Origin of the sequence: Methylorubrum populi, assembly GCF_002355515.1 — a bacterium.
In the GTDB taxonomy this organism is placed as follows: Bacteria; Pseudomonadota; Alphaproteobacteria; order Rhizobiales; family Beijerinckiaceae; genus Methylobacterium; species Methylobacterium populi_A.
This window is the reverse complement of the sequence record NZ_AP014809.1, coordinates 3,092,666-3,111,239: the sequence shown is the minus strand read 5'-3', so window position 1 is coordinate 3,111,239 and position 18,574 is coordinate 3,092,666. Positions and strand designations below refer to the sequence as shown.

Here is an 18,574-nt window from a genome sequence, read left to right as displayed (position 1 = left end):
CTCCCGACGCGACATGATTTTCGAGCCTATCCGATGAGCGGCGTCAACGAGATCCGATCGACCTTCCTGGACTACTTCCGGGATGCCGGGCACGCGGTGGTGCCCTCGTCCTCGCTGGTGCCCAAGAACGACCCGACGCTGATGTTCACGAACGCCGGCATGGTGCAGTTCAAGAACGTCTTCACCGGTGTCGAGAAGCGTCCCTACGTCAAGGCGACCTCGTCGCAGAAGTGCGTTCGCGCCGGCGGCAAGCACAACGATCTCGACAATGTCGGCTATACGGCCCGGCACCACACCTTCTTCGAGATGCTCGGCAATTTCTCCTTCGGCGACTACTTCAAGGCCGACGCGATCGAGCTGGCCTGGACGCTGATCACCAAGGAGTTCGGGCTCACCCCGGAGCGGCTGCTCGTCACCGTCTATGCCGACGACGACGAGGCGGCGGGTCTCTGGAAGAAGATCGCCGGGTTCGGCGACGACAAGATCATCCGCATCGGCACCTCCGACAATTTCTGGCAGATGGGCGATACCGGCCCCTGCGGCCCCTGCTCGGAGATCTTCATCGACCAGGGCCCGGCGCTCGCCGGCGGCCCGCCCGGCTCCCCGGACGAGGACGGCGACCGCTTCCTCGAATTCTGGAACCTCGTCTTCATGCAGTACGAGCAGGTCGAGCCGGGGGTGCGCAACCCCCTGCCCCGGCCCTCGATCGACACCGGCATGGGCCTGGAGCGGATGGCCGCGATCCTCCAGGGCGTCCACTCGAACTACGACACCGACCTGTTCCGGGCCCTGATCGATGCGGTGGCCCACGCGGTGTCCCGGGCGCCGGAGCCCGCGTCCCGCGCCTCCTATCGCGTCATCGCCGACCACCTGCGCTCGACCTCGTTCCTCATCGCCGACGGCGTGCTGCCCTCGAACGAGGGCCGCGGCTACGTGCTGCGCCGGATCATGCGCCGGGCCATGCGCCACCTCGAACTCCTCGGCGCCCGCGATCCGGTGATGTACCGCCTCGTCCCCACCCTGGTGCGCGAGATGGGGCAGGCCTTCCCCGAACTCGCCCGCAGCGAGGCGCTGATCTCCGAGACCCTGCGGCTGGAGGAAGGCCGCTTCCGCAAGACCCTGGAGCGGGGGCTTGCCATCCTCGACGCGGAAAGCCGCGATCTGAGCGCCGGCCAGAACCTGTCGGGCGAGACCGCCTTCACCCTCTACGACACCTACGGCTTCCCCCTCGACCTGACGCAGGATGCGCTGAAGGCCCGCGGCATCGGCGTCGACACGCAGGCCTTCGACGCGGCGATGCAGCGCCAGAAGCAGGCGGCCCGCGCCGCGTGGCAGGGCTCGGGCGAGGCCGCGACCGAGACGGTCTGGTTCGGCATCAAGGAGCGCACCGGCGCCACGGAGTTCCTAGGCTACGAGACCGAGACCGCCGAAGCCGTGGTCGGCGCGCTCCTGCGTGAGGGCGCCGAGGTCGAGGCGCTGAAGGCCGGTGAGAGCGGCCTCGTCGTCGTCAACCAGACTCCGTTCTACGGGGAGTCCGGCGGTCAGGTCGGCGATACCGGCACGATCACCGGGCCCGGCCTCAAGGCGCGCGTGACCGGTACGGACAAGAAGCTCGGCGACCTGTTCGTGCATCACGTCACGGTCGAGGAGGGCACGCTCGCCGTCGGCGCGGCTGTGGAGCTGAAGGTCGATCACGCCCGCCGCGCCGCGATCCGGGCCAACCACTCGGCGACCCACCTGCTGCACGAGGCCCTGCGTCAGGTGCTCGGCGACCACGTGGCGCAGAAGGGCTCGCTCGTCGCGCCCGAGCGCCTGCGCTTCGACATCAGCCACCCCAAGCCCATCGATGAGGCGGAGCTGACCCGCGTCGAGGAGATCGCCAACGCGGTGCTGCTGCAGAACGCGCCGGTGGTCACCAAGCTGATGGCGGTGGACGAGGCGATCGAGTCGGGCGCCCGCGCGCTGTTCGGCGAGAAGTACGGCGACGAGGTCCGCGTCGTCTCCATGGGCAGGCCCGTGGACGACGACGGCCGCGAGGTCGAGGGCCGCGAGATCAAAGGCTCCTTGCCGAACTTCTCGATCGAGCTGTGCGGCGGCACCCATGTGTCGCAGCTCGGCGAGATCGGCCAGATCACCGTGATCGGCGAGAGCGCGGTGGGCGCCGGCGTGCGCCGGATCGAGGCGATGACCGGAACGGCGGCGCGCCGCCACCGCGCCGCGGAGAGCCGTACGCTGAGCCAGCTCGCCGGCCTGCTCAAGGCGCCGGTCGCGGACGTGCCGGAGCGTCTCTCCACCCTCATCGAGGAGCGCCGCCGACTGGAGAAGGAACTGGCCGACGCGCGGAAAAAGATCGCCATGGGCGGGGCGTCCGGCGGCGGCGACGAGGCGCGCGAGATCAACGGCGTGAAGCTGATGGCCCGGGTGGTCGAGGGCGTCGAGATGCGCGACCTCAAGGGTCTGGCCGACGAGGGCAAGAGCCGCCTCGGCTCCGGCATCGTCGCCATCGTCGGCGTCTCCGCCGACGGCAAGGCCGGTCTTGTCGTCGGCGTGACCGAGGATCTCACCGGCCGCTACGACGCGGTCAACCTCGTGCGCGCCGGCGCCGGACATCTCGGCGGCAAGGGCGGTGGCGGACGCCGGGACATGGCTCAGGCCGGTGGCCCGAACGGTGCCGGTGCGGATGCCGCGCTCGCGGCCATTACCGAAGCGCTCGCGGCGGCCTGACGACTTTGCCGCTCGCGCGGACGGCGGTCGAACAAATTCAGTGACGATCACGGAACGGTGAGCGGGTTCGCGGCTTGGTTGCCCGCAAACCCCCGCCGCCTCCGGGCCTTGAGCCCGGTGCGACCCGCTCGCCGACCGGGCTCGACCCGGATCGTGGAACGGGCGTCAACGTCCCCGTGAGCCGATGAAACTCTTCCGCTGCCAATCCTGCGACAACGTCCTGTACTTCGAGAATCGCGTCTGCGGGCGTTGCGGTCACCGCCTCGCCTACCTGCCGCAACTCGGTCGGATTTCTGCCCTCGAGCCCGCCGGCGACAACAATGCCTGGACGCCGCTCGCGGCGCCTGACCGGCCAAGCTTCCTCTGCACCAACGCCGCGCACGACACCTGCAACTGGATGGTGCCTCCAGGCACGACCGACGCCTTCTGTCTCGCCTGCCGCCACAACGGCATCGTCCCGGATGTAAGCGACCCGCTGAACCTGGAGCGCTGGCGCGAGATGGAACACGCCAAGCACCGGCTGTTCTACACCCTGCTGCGCTGGAACCTGCCGCTGAAGACCCGTGCCGAGGATCCCGAGCACGGCCTGATCTTCAACTTCCTGGCCGATCCGCCGGATGCGAGCGGTCCGAAGGTGATGACCGGCCATGAGAACGGGATCATCACCATCGCCCTAGTCGAGGCCGATCCGGCCGAGCGCGAGAAGCGCCGCACGTCCATGGGCGAGCCCTACCGCACGCTGCTCGGCCATTTCCGCCACGAGGTCGGCCACCATTACTGGGACATCCTCGTGCGCGATGCCGGCAAGCTGTCAGCCTGCCGGGCGGTGTTCGGCGACGATTCGCAGGATTACGGTGCGGCCTTGCAGCGCCACTACGATCAGGGCCCGCCGCCGAACTGGCAGGAAACCTTCGTCTCCGCCTACGCTACCACCCACCCCTGGGAGGATTTCGCCGAGACCTGGGCGCATTACCTGCACATCGTCGATACGCTGGAAATGGCGAGCGCCTTCGGGATGCAGGTCGCGCCCAAGGCCGATATCGGGGGGGAGCTCGCCGCACGCGTCGATTTCGACCCCTACCGCGCCGATACGATCGAGCAGATCATCGATGCTTGGCTGCCCTTCGTCTTTGCGATGAACAGCGTCAGCCGGGCCATGGGCGAGGGCGACCTCTACCCGTTCGTGCTCGCGCCTCCGGTGGTACGAAAGCTCGGCTTCATGCACGACCTCGTTCACGGGCGGGTCTGAGACCGCTCGCATCCGCCGGGTGGAGGCCCGGCCCTCGCGTCAGGCCCGCCCGGCTTCCGCCGAGAGCATGGCAGGGTCGATGCCGATCGCCCTGAGAACCTGATCGTACTTGGTGCCGAGCCCGGGATCGAAGATCAGCTCCGGATCGGCCGGGCAGGTCAACCAGCCATTGGCCAGGATCTCGTTCTCGAGCTGGCCCGCCTGCCAGCCGGCATAGCCGAGCGCCAGCACCGCGTTCGAGGGACCGCGCCCGTCAGCGATGGCGCGCAGGATCTCGACCGTCGCCGTCAGGCACACGCCCTCGTCGATCTGCAGGGTCGACTGGTCGATGTGGAAGTCGGCGGTGTGCAGGACGAAGCCGCGCTTGGCATCGACCGGCCCGCCCATCAGCACCGGCATGTGGCCGACCCGCTCGCGCAGGCGGATCGCATCCGCCTCGCTGGCGATATCGAGCTGGATCAGAAGATCCGGCATGCTGAGATCCGCCACCGGCTTGTTGACGATGATACCCATCGCCCCGTCCGCCGAGTGGGCACAGAGATAAATCACCGAGCGCGCGAAGCGCTCGTCGCCGATCCCCGGCATGGCCACGAGGAACTGGCCATCGAGATAGGCCGGGTCTTTGAGCGCGGGGTCGGGTGTCTGCATCGGGCTATGCTAATGCGGCCGTCGTCATTGATCCATAAGCCAAACGCGCGGGCGGGATGCCGGTGCCTCGACAGGTGCCCGAACCGCGTCTAACGGTTCATGGCTTTTTCCAGGAGTGCGCGGATGACGATTCAGGTTGGCGATCACCTGCCCCAGGCCACCTTTCGGGTGAGCGGGCCGGAGGGTCCGCAGGCCAAGACGACCGACGACGTGTTCAAGGGGCGTCGCGTCGTGCTGGTCGGCGTGCCGGGCGCCTTCACACCGGCCTGCCACCGCAACCACCTGCCGGGCTTCGTCGCCAAGCGCGAGGAGATCCTGGCCCGCGGCGTCGACGCGATCGCCGTGACCTCGGTCAATGACATCTTCGTGCTCAACGCGTGGCAGCAGCAGAGCGGCGCCGAGGGCATCGAGTTCCTGGCCGACGGCAATGCCGAGTTCGCCAAGGCGATCGGCCTGGAGATGGACGGCTCCGGCTTCGGCCTCGGACCGCGCTCCCAGCGCTACGCGATGCTGGTGGATGACGGCGTGGTGCGGATCCTCAACGTCGAGGACACGCCGTCCAAGGCCGAGGTCTCGGGTGCCGAAGCCCTGCTGAAGGTGCTCTGACCCTTCCAGCCTGAGCCCTCCCCCGCCGGGGGAGGGTTCGAACCCACTATCTTTCCCAGCCGTAATCCCGCGCATCCGCGGCGGTGCGGTGGAAGGCGAGCCGGCGGTCGTATTCCAGCGGATCCTTCGGCTGCACCAGGGCGCCCGGCGGGACATTGAGCCAGTCCACGAGGCGGGTCAGCATGAAGCGCATGGCCGCACCGCGCGCCAACACCGGCAACGCGGCGATCTCGGCGGGCTCCAGCGTCCGGACCGCGTCGTAGCCCGCGAGCATCGCGCCCGCCTTGTCGCGGTGGAAGGTGCCGTCGGCGTCGAAACACCACGCGTTGAGGCTGATCGCCAGATCGTAGGCGAAGGCGTCGGTGCAGGCGAAGTAGAAATCGATCAGGCCCGACACCGCGTCGCCGATGAAGAATACATTGTCGGTGAAAAGGTCGGCGTGGATGACGCCGCCCGGCAGGCCCTTCGGCCAGGACGTCTCCAGGAAATCGAGATCGGCGCGGGTGCGAGCGGCGAGCCCGGGGGCCACCGTATCCGCCTGCGCCTCGGCCTGCGCGAAGAGGGGGCGCCACGCTCCCACCGACAGGTTGTTCTCGCGCACCATGGGAAAGTCGCGGCCCGCCGCATGAAGCCCGGCGAGGGCGGCGCCGAGCGCCCGGCAATGCTCCGCATTCGGGCGGCTCAAGGAAACGCCTTCGAGGAAGGTGACGATCGCCGCCGGCCGGCCACAGAGGCGCCCGAGAGCGGTGCCGGCGCGGTTGCGCACCGGCTGCGGGCAGGCGAGGCCGGCCCGCGCCAGATGACCCATGAGGTTGATGAAGAACGGCAGGTCCGCCTCGCTCACCCGCTTCTCGTAGAGGGTGAGGATGTAGTTGCCCGTGCTCGTGTGCAGGAAGAAGTTCGAGTTCTCGACACCTTCCGCGATGCCCTTGCAGGAGAGCAACTCGCCGAGCTCGTACTCTGTGAGGAAGGCGCGCAGCGCCTCGTCGGATACGTCGGTATAGACCGCCACGGGTGCCGCTGCCGGGTTCACGCAAGAGAAAGGGGCGCCGTGGGCGCCCCTGGATGTCGTTCGGCCGGCCGGGACCGGCGATGGTCTCGCCCTACTCGGCGGCCTCGCTGCGCAGCTCACGCGGCAGCGGAAAGGACATGTCCTCGACGGTCACCGAGACCTGATCCACCGTCACGTCGAAGCGCGCGGCGAAGGCGTCGATGATCTCCTCCACCAGAACTTCCGGCGCCGAGGCGCCGGCGGTGAGGCCGAGGCGGCGCACATCCTTGAAGGCGTCCCAATCGATCTCTTCCGCCCGCAGGACGAGTCGGGTGATCGGGCAGCCGGCGCGCTCCGCGACCTCGCGCAGGCGCTGCGAGTTCGAGGAATTGGAAGAGCCGACCACGATCAGCGCATCCACCCGCGGCGCGACCTCCTTGACCGCTTCCTGGCGGTTGGTGGTGGCGTAGCAGATGTCGTCCTTGTGAGGGCCGTGGATCGCCGGGAACTTGGCCTTGAGCGCCTCGACGATGTGCTTGGTGTCGTCGATCGACAGGGTCGTCTGCGTCACCCAGGCCAGCGCCTGATCGGAGGGCGGGTTGAGCGCGTCGATCTGCTCGATGTCCTCGACCAGAGTGATCGAGCCCTTGGGCAGCTGCCCCATGGTGCCGACGACCTCCGGATGGCCGGAATGGCCGACGAGCAGAACGTGGCGCCCGCGCTTGTGGTGAATCTCGGCCTCGCGGTGCACCTTGGTCACAAGCGGGCAGGTGGCGTCGATGGTGGTAAGGCCGCGCGCATCGGCGTTCTGCGGCACCGTCTTGGCGACGCCGTGGGCGGAGAAGATGACGGGCGCGCCGCTATCAGGCACCTCGTCGAGCTCGCGCACGAACACGGCGCCCTTCCGCTTCAGCGTCTCGACCACGTACTTGTTGTGGACGATCTCGTGGCGGACGTAGACCGGCGCGCCGTAGATCGCGAGCGCCCGCTCGACCACGTCGATGGCGCGCACCACGCCCGCGCAGAAGCCACGGGGGGCGCAGAGCAGGATCTCGAGGGGCGGCTTGTCGCCCGTCACGGCCGGCTGCGGGACCCGGTTCGGGTCAGCGGTGAGGTTGATGGTGTCAGCGCTCATGATCCGGCGGATGTGGAGAGGGGTGGCCGGGTCTGTCAACAGCGGCCAGCCCGAAAGCCGCGACAGGCTTGCGCCCATCCGTCGCTTTTACATAGCACACCCACCGCGATCCGTGACCCCCGCCATCCGCCCGGGGGACCTGCATCCTCACTCCTGTGGCAACGGTGCCCGTGGCGCCGGCCGAGACGGCGGGGCCGCGCATGTGACGAACGACACGCGAATCACCCTCGCGAAGGCGGGGCCAGCGGGATAAGGGGAAGCCCTTCTCCCATCCGGATTAAGCGAGGCACCAGGCTTTCATGGCGAGCGCCACGGACCATGCCAGCTTCCTGCCGCCCGTGCTGACCTTCCTGTCGGCGGCGGTGATCAGCGTTCCGCTCGTGCGCCTGCTCGGCCAGAGCGCGGTGCTGGGCTACCTCGTCGCGGGCGTGGTGATCGGCCCGGCGGGCTTCTCGCTGATCGCCGAGCCCGAGACGGCGGCGAGCGTCGCCGAGATCGGCGTGGTCCTCCTGCTCTTCATCGTCGGGCTCGAACTCGAGATCTCGCGGCTCGTCTCGATGCGGCGCGACATCTTCGGGCTCGGCGCCGCCCAGTTGGCCCTCTGCTCGCTCGTCATCGCGGGAGCAGCCCTCATCTACGGCCTGACGCCGGCGGCGGCGAGCGTCGTCGGCATCGCCATCGCGCTCTCGGCCACGGCCGTTGCGCTCCAGTTGCTGGAGGAGCGCGGCGATCTCGGCTCGCCCTATGGCGGGCGCTCCTTCGCCGTGCTGCTGTTCCAGGATATTTCGGTGGTGGCGATCCTGGCGCTGCTGCCGCTGCTGGCCTCGGCCGGGGCCACGCCGAAGGACGGCTGGCTCGACGAGGGCCTGCGCTCCACCGGCCGCGCGGCGATCGCGGTCACCGGCGTCGTGCTCGTCGGGCGCTACGGCCTCAACCCGTTCTTCCGCCTGCTCGCCGCCGCCGGCGGACGCGAGGTGATGACGGCGGCCGCCCTCCTCGTCGTACTCGGGACGGCACTGGTGATGGAGAAGGCCGGTCTCTCCATGGCGATGGGCGCCTTCCTCGCGGGCGTGATGCTCGCCGAGTCGAACTTCCGCCACCAGCTCGAAGCCGACATCGAGCCGTTCCGCGGCATGCTGCTCGGCCTGTTCTTCATGAGCGTCGGCATGTCGATCGACGGCGGTCTGCTCACGCATCATTGGCTGGCGCTTCTCGCGGCGACCATGGCGGCGATCGCGGTCAAGATCGCGCTCGTGGCCGGGCTGTTCCGCCTGTTCGGCTCGCCCTGGCTCGACGCCCTGCGCGGCGCGGCGGTGCTGGCACCGGCCGGCGAGTTCGCCTTCGTCATCCTGCCGGCGGCGGGCGACCTGCGTATCCTCGGCTCGGACGTGACCCGCTTCTGCGTCGCGCTCGCCGCCCTGACCATGCTGGTCGGACCCATCGCCGCGAAGGGACTCGACGCGCTGATCGCCCGCCGCCCGAAGGAGGCCGAGCCGCCCTCCGATGTCGGCGAGGCGCAGGAATCCGGCGACACCCGCGTGCTGGTGGTGGGCTTCGGCCGCTTTGGACAGATCCTGGCGCAGGTGCTGCTGGCGGAGGGCATCAACATCACCGTCATCGACAAGGACGTCGAGCAGATCCGCAACGCCACAAGCTTCGGCTTCCGCATCTATTACGGCGACGGCACCCGGCTCGACGTTCTGCGCGCCTCCGGCCTCGCCAAGGCGGAACTGATCTGCGTCTGCATCGACGATGCGCCGGCGGCGCTGAAGATCGTCGATATCGTCCACGAGGAATTTCCGAACGTACGCACCTACGTGCGGGCCTACGACCGCACGCACGCGATCGAGCTGATGAACCGCGACGTCGATTTCCAGCTTCGCGAGACCGTGGAATCCGCCCTCGGCTTCGGCCGCGCCACTCTCGAGAGTTTGGGGCTGTCGGCGGAAGCGGCCGCACGCCGCGTCGAGGACGTGCGCAAGCGCGACGTCGCCCGCCTCGTGCTCCAGCAGGCCGGCGCGATGCCCGACGGCTCGGGCTGGCTGCGTGGCACGCCGGAATTGCGGCCCGAGCCGCTCACCGCGCCGAAAAGCCCGTCGCGGGCGCTCAGCGCCGAGACCCGTGGGCTGATCGAACCGCAGCCGCACGAATCCGCTGCCCGCGCGCTGGAACCCGAGGATGCCGAGCCGAATGCCTGAGGCGGGCGAAGCTCCGGTGCCGGAGTCGAGGCCGGACGAGGGCGGGGCGCGCTTCGTCTCGGGCTCGATCCTGCGCCACGTCGTGGTGATGAGCGCGACCGGCTCCGTCGGCCTGATGGCGATCTTCGCCGTCGATCTCCTGTCGCTGTTCTACGTCTCCAAGCTCGGCGATCCGGCGCTGACCGCCGCCGTGGGTTTCGCCTCGATCGTCCAGTTCTTCGCCATCGCCATCAATATCGGCCTGATGATCGCGGCCGGCGCCCTGGTCTCGCGGGCGATCGGCGCGAATGATCCCTCCGGGGCGCGGCGGATCGCGACTTCGGTTACCATCCACTGCCTGATCGCATCCGGGCTCCTCGCCGCCTTCCTTCTCGCCGTGCTCGATCCGCTGCTCTCGGCGATCGGCGCGGAGGGACATACCCTCGACGTCGCCAAGCGCTACCTGTGGATCAGCCTGCCGTCGAACCTGCTGCTCGGGCCGGGCATGCTGTTTACCGGGCTCCTGCGTGCGGTCGGGGCGGCGCGGGAGGCGATGTATGTGACCCTCGGTGGGGCCGTCGTCACCGTCTTCGTCGATCCCCTCCTGATCTTCGGCTTCGGTCTCGGCGTCGACGGCGCCGCGCTGGCCGTCTGCGTGGCGCGGGTGACCTTCGTGGCCGTCGGCTGGGCCGGCGTCCGCCGCTACCGGCTGCTCGAGGCGCCGCGCCTTCACGCGATCCTCGGCGACCTTCCGCTGGTGACTCGCATCGCAGGGCCGGCGGTGCTCACGAACCTGGCCCCGTCCGTCGCCAGCGCCTTCGTCGCGCATGCCCTGTCCGGCTTCGGGCCGCCGGCCATCGCCGGCAATGTCGTCATCGAGCGCCTCGCGCCCGTCGCCTTCTGCGGGCTGTTCGCGATGTCGGGCTCGATCGGCCCGATCCTGGGCCAGAACTGGGGCGCGGGTCGCTTCGACCGGATGCGGGGCGTGCTGCGGGCCGGCGCGGGAGTCACCGCCCTCTACGTGGTGGTCGTCTGGCTTCTTCTTGCCGTGGCGCGGTCGCCGCTGGCCGGCGCCTTCGAACTGAAGGGCGTGGCGGCCGAACTGTTCGGTTTCTTCTGTCTGGTGAGCGGGCCGGTCTGGTTCTTCAACGGGCTCCTGTTTCTCGCCAACGCCTCGTTCAACAATCTCGGTTTTCCCTTCATCTCCACCTTTCTGAACTGGGGCCGGGCCACGCTGGGCACGGTCCCACCCGCCCTGGTCGGGGCGGCGTGGTACGGACCGGAAGGCGTGATCGCCGGCACGGGCATCGGTTCGATCGCCTTCGGGGTGGCGGGTCTCGCCCTCGCCTTCCGAACCGTTGGCCGGCTTGAGCGGGGTGTGAGCAGCGAGGCGGGCCCCGTTCTCGATCCGCCCGCGGCCGACGAGGCGGTGCAGGCGGCGCCTTCCAGCGGAATGTCGCTGTGACGATTCCGGCGCCGAATCGCCGCTATCCCTAGGGAAATCGGCGCGGAATCCGGCTTAGCGCTGGTCAGCCCCGCCCGGTTGCGACACACTCGACGCCGAGGCCGTTCCGGCGAGCCTCCGGGCACGGGTGTCGACGGCCATCACCGACGCCCGGCCGGATCGAGGATGGGCCCGCGTCATGCGCTCGTTGTCACGGCGCGATCGTGACAGGGCCCGGAGACGTTCGGCATCCGGACCGTTGCTGCTCCCGCGAGGCGCCCGGCCATGTACACGATGTTCGACATCCTCCAGAGCCAGGGCGACGCGAGCGTGCAGGCCTTCGGGCAACAATTCGGTCTGTCGCCGGAGCAGACGCGGCGCGCCATGGAGGCCCTGTTGCCGGCCCTGTCCATGGGGATCCAGCGCAATGCCGGGGCCGATCCGATGGGGTTCGGGCGCCTGTTCGGCCTCGCACAGCCGGGACGGGCGCAACAGCAGCCCGGCGCGGACATGCTGGCAGGACTGTTCGGTTCGCCGATGATCGCGCAGGCGGTGATCCAGCAAGCCTCGGCGGCGAGCGGCGTCGGTGCCCAGGCGCTCCGCCAGATGTTGCCGATCATGGCCGGCATGATCGTGGCCGGCGTCGTCCACCTGCTCCTCAACGCACCCGCCCCGGCTCCGGCGGCCGACCCCCCACCCTCCCCCTATCCGGTCGGCACGCTGTGGACGGACTGGTTCAACGGGCTCAGTGCCGCCGCCGCGCAGATGACGCCCGGCGCAACGTCCTCGGCCCCGCCGCCCGAGCGGCGCGCGACCTCCCGGAAGCCGGAGGCCGCGCCGCTGCCCGACGCGACGAAGGCCTCGATGGAGGTGATCCAGCAGATGCTCCAGACCGGTGCCGAGGTTCAGGAGCAGAACGTCAAGGCGATGAGGGAGGTGTTCGAAGCGTTCTGGAACCAGCCGAAACCCGAGGTCGACCGGCCGGGCGCGGAAGGCGCCGCGTCTCCGGGGGCCGCACCACTCGGCAAGGAAGGGACGTCTCCGTCGAGACGCAAACCGGGCGGCAAGAGCTGATCATTCCAGAGCTGATCATCCCCGGCTTGCCGCCGAGGCACGAGCGTTTGCGCGCGCCCCGCGGTTCGGCCCGCGACCACGCCGCGGGAGCAATAAAAGACAGTTCGGAACGTCCCTTGCGAGGACTTATTGTATCGAGGGGAAGCTCACGATTTTCGGATACGCTTGCATCAACGTACTTCCGAAAACCTGCATGCCCGCCAAAACCGCGAGCCCGATGAAGACGCAGATCAGGCCGTACTCGATCGTGGTCGCACCATCGTTATGCCGTGAGAACCGCCGGGAGACGCCGAGCAACGGAGTGAGGTAGCGCGCAATCGGTCCGGCGGAGAAGAGAGACACGGCGAATATTCCGGACCAATTGCTGTCGCGCCAAGCTATCGACCGAAACTTGCAGCGAGCTTAAGGGCTTTCCAGAAAAGCGGCCCTAACTCGCAGATCCCCGATGCCGGAACACCATCCATCCGGCGAGAGGCGAGAACATCCGAACGACGTCTTGCGACGCCTTCGCGCCGAATCGATCAGGCGACCGCCAGGACGGCCCGCCCTCGCTCGGACGGTGCCGGGTCCCGCCGACGCCGTCCGAGCTTCGCGCTGACGTTCGAACGCTCAGTCCTTGCCGGTCTCCTTGCGCAGGGCGTCGATGCGCTTCGACGCCTCCGCCTTGTCGAGATCGGCCTCGTAGGCGTCCGGCGCCTTAGCCTGCTCGGACAGCGTCTTCAGGTAGGAGGCCTGCGCTCCCGTCATCGGCTCGGAGCCGGTCGTCCACTCGTCCGGGTCCTTGATCCGGTTCGACTCGTCGGTCGGATCGGATTTCGGATTCTCGGCCGCAGCTTGGTCCTTGGTCGTCTTGCCAGTCATCGGCATACCCATCTCGTTCATGAATTGTTCTCATGAACGCGGGCCCGGCCGCGAGGTTCCGAGCGCCTCGACGGGCTCGGAACCTCGCGCGATCCTTAGGCCGCAACGGCTCGCGGCTGCACCTCGTCGAGGTAGTCGTCCATCAGCGTCTTGGTCAGGGCGCCGGGCGTGAAGCGGTAAGGACCGATCTCGGAGACCGGCGTCACCTCGGCGGCGGAGCCGGTGATGAAGCACTCGGAGAAGCCCGTCATCTCCTCGGGGCGGATGCGCCGCTCGACGACCTCGATCCCGCGCCGCTTGGCCAGCTCGATCACGGTCTGGCGGGTAATGCCGTTGAGGAAGCGGTCGGCCTGGGGCGTGTGGATCACGCCGTCGACGATGAAGAAGACGTTGGCGCCGGTGCATTCGGCGACGTTGTCCTCCCAGTCGAGCATCAAGGCGTCGGCATAGCCCTTGTTCTCGGCCCGGTGCTTAGAGATCGTGCAGATCATGTAGAGACCGGCCGCCTTCGAGGTGGAGGGCGCCGTGCGCGGGTCGGGGCGGCGGTAATCGGCGATGTCGAGGCGGATGCCCTTCATCTTGGTCGCCGGGTCGAAGTAGCTCGGCCATTCCCAGGCGGCGATCGCCAGGTGGATGGTGTTCTTCTGGGCCGCAACACCCATCATCTCCGAGCCACGCCACGCCACGGGACGCAAATAGGCGTCCTGCAGGCCGCTGGTGGCCAGCACCTGAGCCTTGGCCGCCTCGATCTGATCGACCGAGTAGGGGATCTCGAAATCGAGGAGCTGGGCCGAGCGGCGCAGGCGCTCGGAATGCTCGCGGCTCTTGAAGATCCGGCCGCCATAGGCCCGCTCGCCCTCGAACACCGACGATCCGTAGTGGAGGCCGTGGCTGAGCACGTGGATCTTCGCCTCGCGCCACGGCACCATGACGCCATCGTACCAGATCGTGCCTTCGCGCTCATCGAAGGGAATCACGGACATTTCTCGAAGTTCCTCTGCGCGGCCTCGGCGAAGCACGGGGTCGCAGGGTGGGGCAGGAGCCGGCGCGCGGACGCAGAACGATGCAGCGGGCAGCTGTACCGGCAGGGTTGACGGGTAGCAACGGGGCTGAGATATGTCAACAACACTGACTTATCTTCCGGGACCGCCGAGGCCCTGCGATCCGCCGAAGACCGAGGTATTCGCGACGTGAACCGTGTGATGACGCCCGATGCCGATACAGCGGTACAGGCTTCCGGCGAGGCTTCGCTTCCGGGCGGTCCCGCGACGGGCGGCGACAGCGACGACCTGATCGAGCTTCTGTTCTTCGCCTATCGCGATTTCGTCGGCGACCCGGATCGGATTCTGGCGCAGTACGGCTTCGGCCGCGCGCATCACCGCGTGCTGCACTTCGTCGATCGCTACCCTGGCCTCACCATCGCCGAACTCCTCGATATCCTTCGCATCACGAAGCAGAGTCTCAACCGGGTGCTGAAGGACTTGATCGATCAGGGCTACATCGAGCAGCAGACCGGCACGAGCGACCGGCGCCAGCGGCTCCTGTTCTGCACCCCGCCCGGCCGGACGCTGACGGCCGACCTCACCCGCGTCCAGGTTCGCCGGATCGTGCGGGCGCTCGACGCGCCGGCCGAGGAGGACGAGGCGGAAGGCGGGCGCGGCGCCCGCGCGGCCTCCGCGCAGGATTTCCTGCTGGCGATGATCGAACCGGCGGAGCGCGCCGCGATCCGCCGGCTGATGGCGCGCCGCGCCACGGTGCGCGCCTGATGTCGGCCGAGACCGCGCTCAAGGCGCGCCCCGAGCTTCCAGACCACGCACCGCACATCCTGCTCGTCGATGACGACCGGCGGGTGCGCGAACTGTTGTCCCGCTTCCTCTCCGAGCAGGGATTTCGCGTGACGGCGGCGGCGAACGCGGCCGAGGCGCGCCTGCGCGGGCAGTGCTTCGTATTCGACGCCCTCGTGCTCGACGTGATGATGCCCGGCGAGAGCGGCTTCGACTATGCCCGCTCGGTGCGCGAGACCTCGCGGGTGCCGATCCTGATGCTGACAGCCCGCTCCAACCCCAACGACCGGGTGACCGGCCTGGAGATCGGTGCCGACGACTACCTGCCCAAGCCCTTCGAGCCGCGCGAGCTGATCCTGCGGCTCAACAACATCATCCGCCGCCACGCCGCCCCGGAGGCACGCGCTTCGGGCGACGCCTCGGTCGGCTTCGGCCCCTTCACGTTCCGCGCCGACCGCGGCGAGCTGCGGCGCGAGAACGAGCCGGTGAAGATCACCGAGCGCGAGCGCGAGATCCTGACTATCCTGGCGCAGGCGCGCGGCGGCAATGTCGAACGCGAAACGCTCGCGGGCAATGGCGGCTTGGCGGCCGAGCGCACCATCGACGTGCAAATCAACCGTCTGCGCCGTAAGATCGAGCCGGATCCGGCCAATCCGAGCTTCCTGCACACCGTTCGCGGCGTCGGCTACCGCCTCGCCATCGACTGAGGATCCCATGGCGGCCCCCGCCGGCCTCTCATCGGGCGAATCCCGGACCAAGCCCCGTCGGGCCGGCGCTCTCCCCGCCGCCTTCGGCCGGATTCGGAAGGGGTGGCGGCGCATCAGCCGATCCATCGGCGACGCCCTGCCGAAAGGCCTCTACGCCCGCTCGCTGATCATCATCATCGCACCGATGGTGCTGCTGCAGTCGGTGATCGCCTACACCTTCATGGAGCGGCACTGGCAGCTCGTGACCCGCCGGCTCTCGGCGGCGGTCACCGCAGACATCGCTGCGCTGATGGACATCTACGAGTCCTACCCGCAGGACAAGAACGCCGAGACGCTCTCGCGCATTGCCGGCGAGCGGCTGAACCTCGACATCGACATCCTGAAAGGCGCCAAGCTGCCGAGCCCGGGGCCGCGTCCGTTCTTCTCGATCCTCGACGAGGTGCTCTCGGAGGAGATCCGCCGCCAGATCCGGCGCCCGTTCTGGATCGACACGGTCGGCCGCTCGAATCTCATCGAGATCCGCGTGGCGATCCCGGAAGGCGTGATGCGGGTCACGGCCCGGCGAAACCAGGCCTACGCCTCGAACTCGCACATCTTCCTGCTCTGGATGACCGGCTCCTCGCTGGTGCTGCTCGGCGTGGCGATCCTGTTCCTGCGCAACCAGATCAAGCCGATCCTGCGGCTGTCGGCGGTGGCGGAGGGGTTCGGCAAGGGGCGCGAGATCGAGTTCAAGCCCCGCGGCGCCCGCGAGGTCCGGCAGGCGGGCCACGCTTTCATCGAGATGAAGCGGCGCATCGAGCGCGCCATGGAGCAGCGCACGACGATGCTCAACGGCGTGAGCCACGACCTGCGCACCATCATCACCCGCTTCAAGCTGTCCCTCGCCCTGGTGGAGCAGACGCCGGAGGTCGAGGATCTCCAGCGGGACGTCGACGAGATGAGCCGGATGCTGGAGGGCTATCTCGCCTTCGCCCGCGGCGATTCCGCCGAGACCGCCGCCGAGACCGACATGCGGATCCTGCTGGAGGATCTTCGCAGCGACGTCGAGCGGCTCGGCGCCCATGTCGAGGCGGTCGAGATCGAGGGCAGCCCCCTCGTGACCGTGCGGTCGGACGCGATGCGCCGCTGCCTGTTCAACCTCGCCGCCAACGCCGCGCGCTACGCCGACACCGTGGCGATCTCGGGCAAGCGCGAGCACCGCGCCTTCCTCGTCGCCATCGACGACGACGGGCCCGGCATTCCGGTGGAGAGCCGCGAGGAGGTGTTCAAGCCGTTCGTCCGGCTCGACGACGCGCGCCAGGATGCCGGCGGCTCCGGCCTCGGGCTCGCCATCGCCCGCGACATCGCCCGCGCCCATGGCGGCGACGTCGCACTGCACGACAGCCCGCTGGGCGGCCTGCGGGCGACGGTGCGCATCCCGGCCTGACCGGCGTTCTCGGGTGGCCCGCGCCTTCGGACCGCCGCGCGATGCCGATCGGGGCCGTCGCTCGAAGGCGCTCGCGCCGACCGAATCTCGGGTCATGCGCGGCCAAGCGATTGCCCAGAGATTCTGAAGCGCGGGAGTTTCCTCCGGAGGAACGGCGATGCTAAGACCGCTTCGCATTATTCTTCGGGCCGCATCGCGGTCCCCCAACCAACGCGAGTGACGTCGAATGAACCCGCTGGTGCCGCTTTCCATCGTGCTGCTCATCCCGATCGCGGCCGTCTGCGCCGTGCTCTTCACGGATACGGGGATCGAGCCGGCCCTGTTCTACGCGGCGGTCAAGACGTTCGCGATCCTGTTCGTCGTCGGTGGGGCGATCTCGTTCGCCGCCAGCCGTCTCGCCGCTCGCACGAACGGCTGAGACGCGGCGCCGGCCGGCGCCGGACGGAGAAGGAAGCCATGCTGCGTATCGTGCCTTCCTTCGGCCGGATCGGCGAGGAAAACGCCTTCGCGGTGCTGGCCCGCGCCGGCGCCCTCGCGGCGCAGGGCCGCGACATCGTCAATCTCGGTATCGGCCAGCCGGACTTCCCGACGCCGCCTCATATCGTCGAGGCGGGCATCAGGGCCTTGCGCGACGGCCATCACGGCTACACGCCGGCCGTCGGCCTCCCGCCGCTGCGCGAGGCAGTGGCGCGGGACATCCATCGCCGCCACGGCGTCGAGGTCTCGCCCGAGGCTGTGATGATCGTGCCGGGCGGCAAGGTCACCATGTTCATGGCGATCTTGATGTTCGGTGAGCCCGGAGCTGAGATCCTCTATCCCGATCCCGGCTTTCCGATCTATCGCTCGATGATCGAGTTCACCGGTGCGACCCCGGTTCCGGTGCCGATCCGCGAGGCCAACGGCTTCGCCTTCTCGGCGGAAGAGACGCTCACACTGATCACGGAGCGCACGCGCCTGCTGATCGTGAACTCACCGGCCAACCCGACCGGCGGCGTCACGCCGAAGGCCGAGGTCGATGCCCTGGTAGCGGGGCTCGCAGCCCATCCCGACCTCGCCGTCCTCTCCGACGAGATCTACGGCAGCATGACCTATGACGGGCAGACGCACGTGTCCCTGCTCGCCTATCCCGAGATCCGCGACCGGCTGATCTATCTCGACGGCGCCTCGAAATCCTACGCGATGACGGGCTGGCGGCTCGGCTGGTCGGTCTGGCCGAAGCCGCTCTACGACGCCGCGCGAAAGCTCGCGGTGAACTCCTTCTCCTGCGTCAACGCTGCCGCGCAATGGGCGGGCATCGCCGCCCTCGACGGTCCGCAGGACTGCGTCGCCGCGATGGTTGCCGCGTTCGACCGCCGGCGGCGCCTCGTCGTCGACGGCCTGAACCGCCTGCCCAACGTGTCCTGCATCACGCCGAAGGGCGCGTTCTATGCCTTCCCGAACGTCAGCCGCACCGGCTGGAAGGCCAAGTCGCTCGCGACCGCCCTCCTCGACGAGGTGGGCGTCGCGGTGATCGGCGGGCCGGATTTCGGCGTGCATGGAGAAGGGTATCTGCGCCTCTCCTACGCCAACTCCGCCGAGAACATCGCCCGCGCCCTCGAGCGGATGGAACGGTTCCTGTCCGAACGCTCACCCGGCTGATCCCCGGAAAGCAGACGCCTCGCCTCGCGGCAGCTTTCGAGAAGCTCTGCCTACGATTCAGGCCATTTCGCGCAATCTCGGCCTTTCTCGATTTTCCATGCATCCGAATT

17 protein-coding genes are annotated in these 18,574 nt (G+C 68.7%); 11 read left to right on the top strand and 6 right to left on the bottom strand.

Going from position 1 to position 18,574, the window contains the following annotated elements:
- Window positions 1-33: 33 nt before the first annotated feature.
- Window positions 34-2,724 (top strand): alanine--tRNA ligase, encoded by a 2,691-nt coding sequence (gene alaS, locus MPPM_RS14240; protein ID WP_096485589.1) that lies wholly within the window; start codon window positions 34-36, stop codon window positions 2,722-2,724.
- A gap of 184 nt (window positions 2,725-2,908) precedes the next feature.
- Window positions 2,909-3,973 carry a zinc-binding metallopeptidase family protein gene (locus MPPM_RS14235; protein ID WP_096485588.1) on the top strand — a complete coding sequence of 355 codons (1,065 nt, stop codon included), beginning with the start codon at window positions 2,909-2,911 and terminating at the stop codon, window positions 3,971-3,973.
- A 39-nt stretch (window positions 3,974-4,012) separates the two neighbouring features.
- Here the strand turns inward: MPPM_RS14235 and MPPM_RS14230 are convergent, their stop codons facing one another.
- Entirely contained in the window at window positions 4,013-4,621 is a 609-nt protein-coding gene (locus MPPM_RS14230; protein WP_096485587.1) for a YqgE/AlgH family protein, read from the bottom strand.
- Between the two features lie 123 nt (window positions 4,622-4,744).
- Here MPPM_RS14230 and MPPM_RS14225 point away from each other — a divergent pair, with 123 nt between their 5' ends.
- Window positions 4,745-5,227 carry a peroxiredoxin gene (locus MPPM_RS14225; RefSeq protein ID WP_096485586.1) on the top strand — a complete coding sequence of 161 codons (483 nt, stop codon included), beginning with the start codon at window positions 4,745-4,747 and terminating at the stop codon, window positions 5,225-5,227.
- A gap of 46 nt (window positions 5,228-5,273) precedes the next feature.
- Here the strand turns inward: MPPM_RS14225 and thrB are convergent, their stop codons facing one another.
- Window positions 5,274-6,239 (bottom strand): homoserine kinase, encoded by a 966-nt coding sequence (thrB, locus tag MPPM_RS14220; RefSeq protein ID WP_096485585.1) that lies wholly within the window; start codon window positions 6,237-6,239, stop codon window positions 5,274-5,276.
- Between the two features lie 91 nt (window positions 6,240-6,330).
- Window positions 6,331-7,353: a 4-hydroxy-3-methylbut-2-enyl diphosphate reductase gene (gene ispH / locus MPPM_RS14215; RefSeq protein ID WP_096487855.1), complete on the bottom strand. Its 1,023-nt coding sequence runs from the start codon at window positions 7,351-7,353 to the stop codon at window positions 6,331-6,333.
- Between the two features lie 299 nt (window positions 7,354-7,652).
- On the opposite strand from ispH, the gene MPPM_RS14210 reads away from it, so the two are divergent.
- From MPPM_RS14210 to MPPM_RS14200, 3 genes are all read left to right on the top strand, one after another.
- A complete protein-coding gene (locus MPPM_RS14210) occupies window positions 7,653-9,551 on the top strand; it encodes a monovalent cation:proton antiporter-2 (CPA2) family protein (RefSeq protein WP_096485584.1) in 1,899 nt (632 codons plus the stop codon).
- Entirely contained in the window at window positions 9,544-10,995 is a 1,452-nt protein-coding gene (locus tag MPPM_RS14205; protein ID WP_096485583.1) for an MATE family efflux transporter, read from the top strand. Before MPPM_RS14210 ends, MPPM_RS14205 begins: the two co-directional genes overlap by 8 nt.
- A 264-nt stretch (window positions 10,996-11,259) precedes the next feature.
- A complete protein-coding gene (locus MPPM_RS14200; RefSeq protein WP_096485582.1) occupies window positions 11,260-12,048 on the top strand; it encodes a DUF937 domain-containing protein in 789 nt (262 codons plus the stop codon).
- Window positions 12,049-12,174: 126 nt separating this feature from the next.
- Here MPPM_RS14200 and MPPM_RS14195 read toward each other — a convergent pair whose 3' ends face one another.
- From MPPM_RS14195 to MPPM_RS14185, 3 genes are all read right to left on the bottom strand, one after another.
- Entirely contained in the window at window positions 12,175-12,390 is a 216-nt protein-coding gene (locus tag MPPM_RS14195) for a Flp family type IVb pilin (RefSeq protein WP_096485581.1), read from the bottom strand.
- 267 nt (window positions 12,391-12,657) lie between these two features.
- The gene (locus MPPM_RS14190) at window positions 12,658-12,930 is read right to left on the bottom strand and encodes a DUF3072 domain-containing protein (protein WP_173807915.1); all 273 of its coding nucleotides are present in this window, start codon (window positions 12,928-12,930) and stop codon (window positions 12,658-12,660) included.
- A gap of 74 nt (window positions 12,931-13,004) precedes the next feature.
- Window positions 13,005-13,892: a branched-chain amino acid aminotransferase gene (locus MPPM_RS14185; protein WP_096485580.1), complete on the bottom strand. Its 888-nt coding sequence runs from the start codon at window positions 13,890-13,892 to the stop codon at window positions 13,005-13,007.
- A gap of 207 nt (window positions 13,893-14,099) precedes the next feature.
- On the opposite strand from MPPM_RS14185, the gene MPPM_RS14180 reads away from it, so the two are divergent.
- From MPPM_RS14180 to MPPM_RS14160, 5 genes are all read left to right on the top strand, one after another.
- A complete protein-coding gene (locus MPPM_RS14180) occupies window positions 14,100-14,675 on the top strand; it encodes a MarR family winged helix-turn-helix transcriptional regulator (protein ID WP_096485579.1) in 576 nt (191 codons plus the stop codon).
- Window positions 14,675-15,400 carry a response regulator gene (locus tag MPPM_RS14175; protein WP_096485578.1) on the top strand — a complete coding sequence of 242 codons (726 nt, stop codon included), beginning with the start codon at window positions 14,675-14,677 and terminating at the stop codon, window positions 15,398-15,400. The genes MPPM_RS14180 and MPPM_RS14175 overlap by 1 nt, the downstream gene beginning before the upstream one ends.
- 7 nt (window positions 15,401-15,407) lie before the next feature.
- Window positions 15,408-16,826 (top strand): ATP-binding protein, encoded by a 1,419-nt coding sequence (locus MPPM_RS14170; protein ID WP_096485577.1) that lies wholly within the window; start codon window positions 15,408-15,410, stop codon window positions 16,824-16,826.
- A 226-nt stretch (window positions 16,827-17,052) separates the two neighbouring features.
- Window positions 17,053-17,244 (top strand): hypothetical protein, encoded by a 192-nt coding sequence (locus tag MPPM_RS14165; protein ID WP_096485576.1) that lies wholly within the window; start codon window positions 17,053-17,055, stop codon window positions 17,242-17,244.
- 38 nt (window positions 17,245-17,282) lie between these two features.
- Window positions 17,283-18,464, top strand: coding sequence for a pyridoxal phosphate-dependent aminotransferase (locus MPPM_RS14160; RefSeq protein WP_096485575.1), 1,182 nt, complete (start codon window positions 17,283-17,285; stop codon window positions 18,462-18,464).
- The last annotated feature ends 110 nt before the right edge of the window (window positions 18,465-18,574 follow it).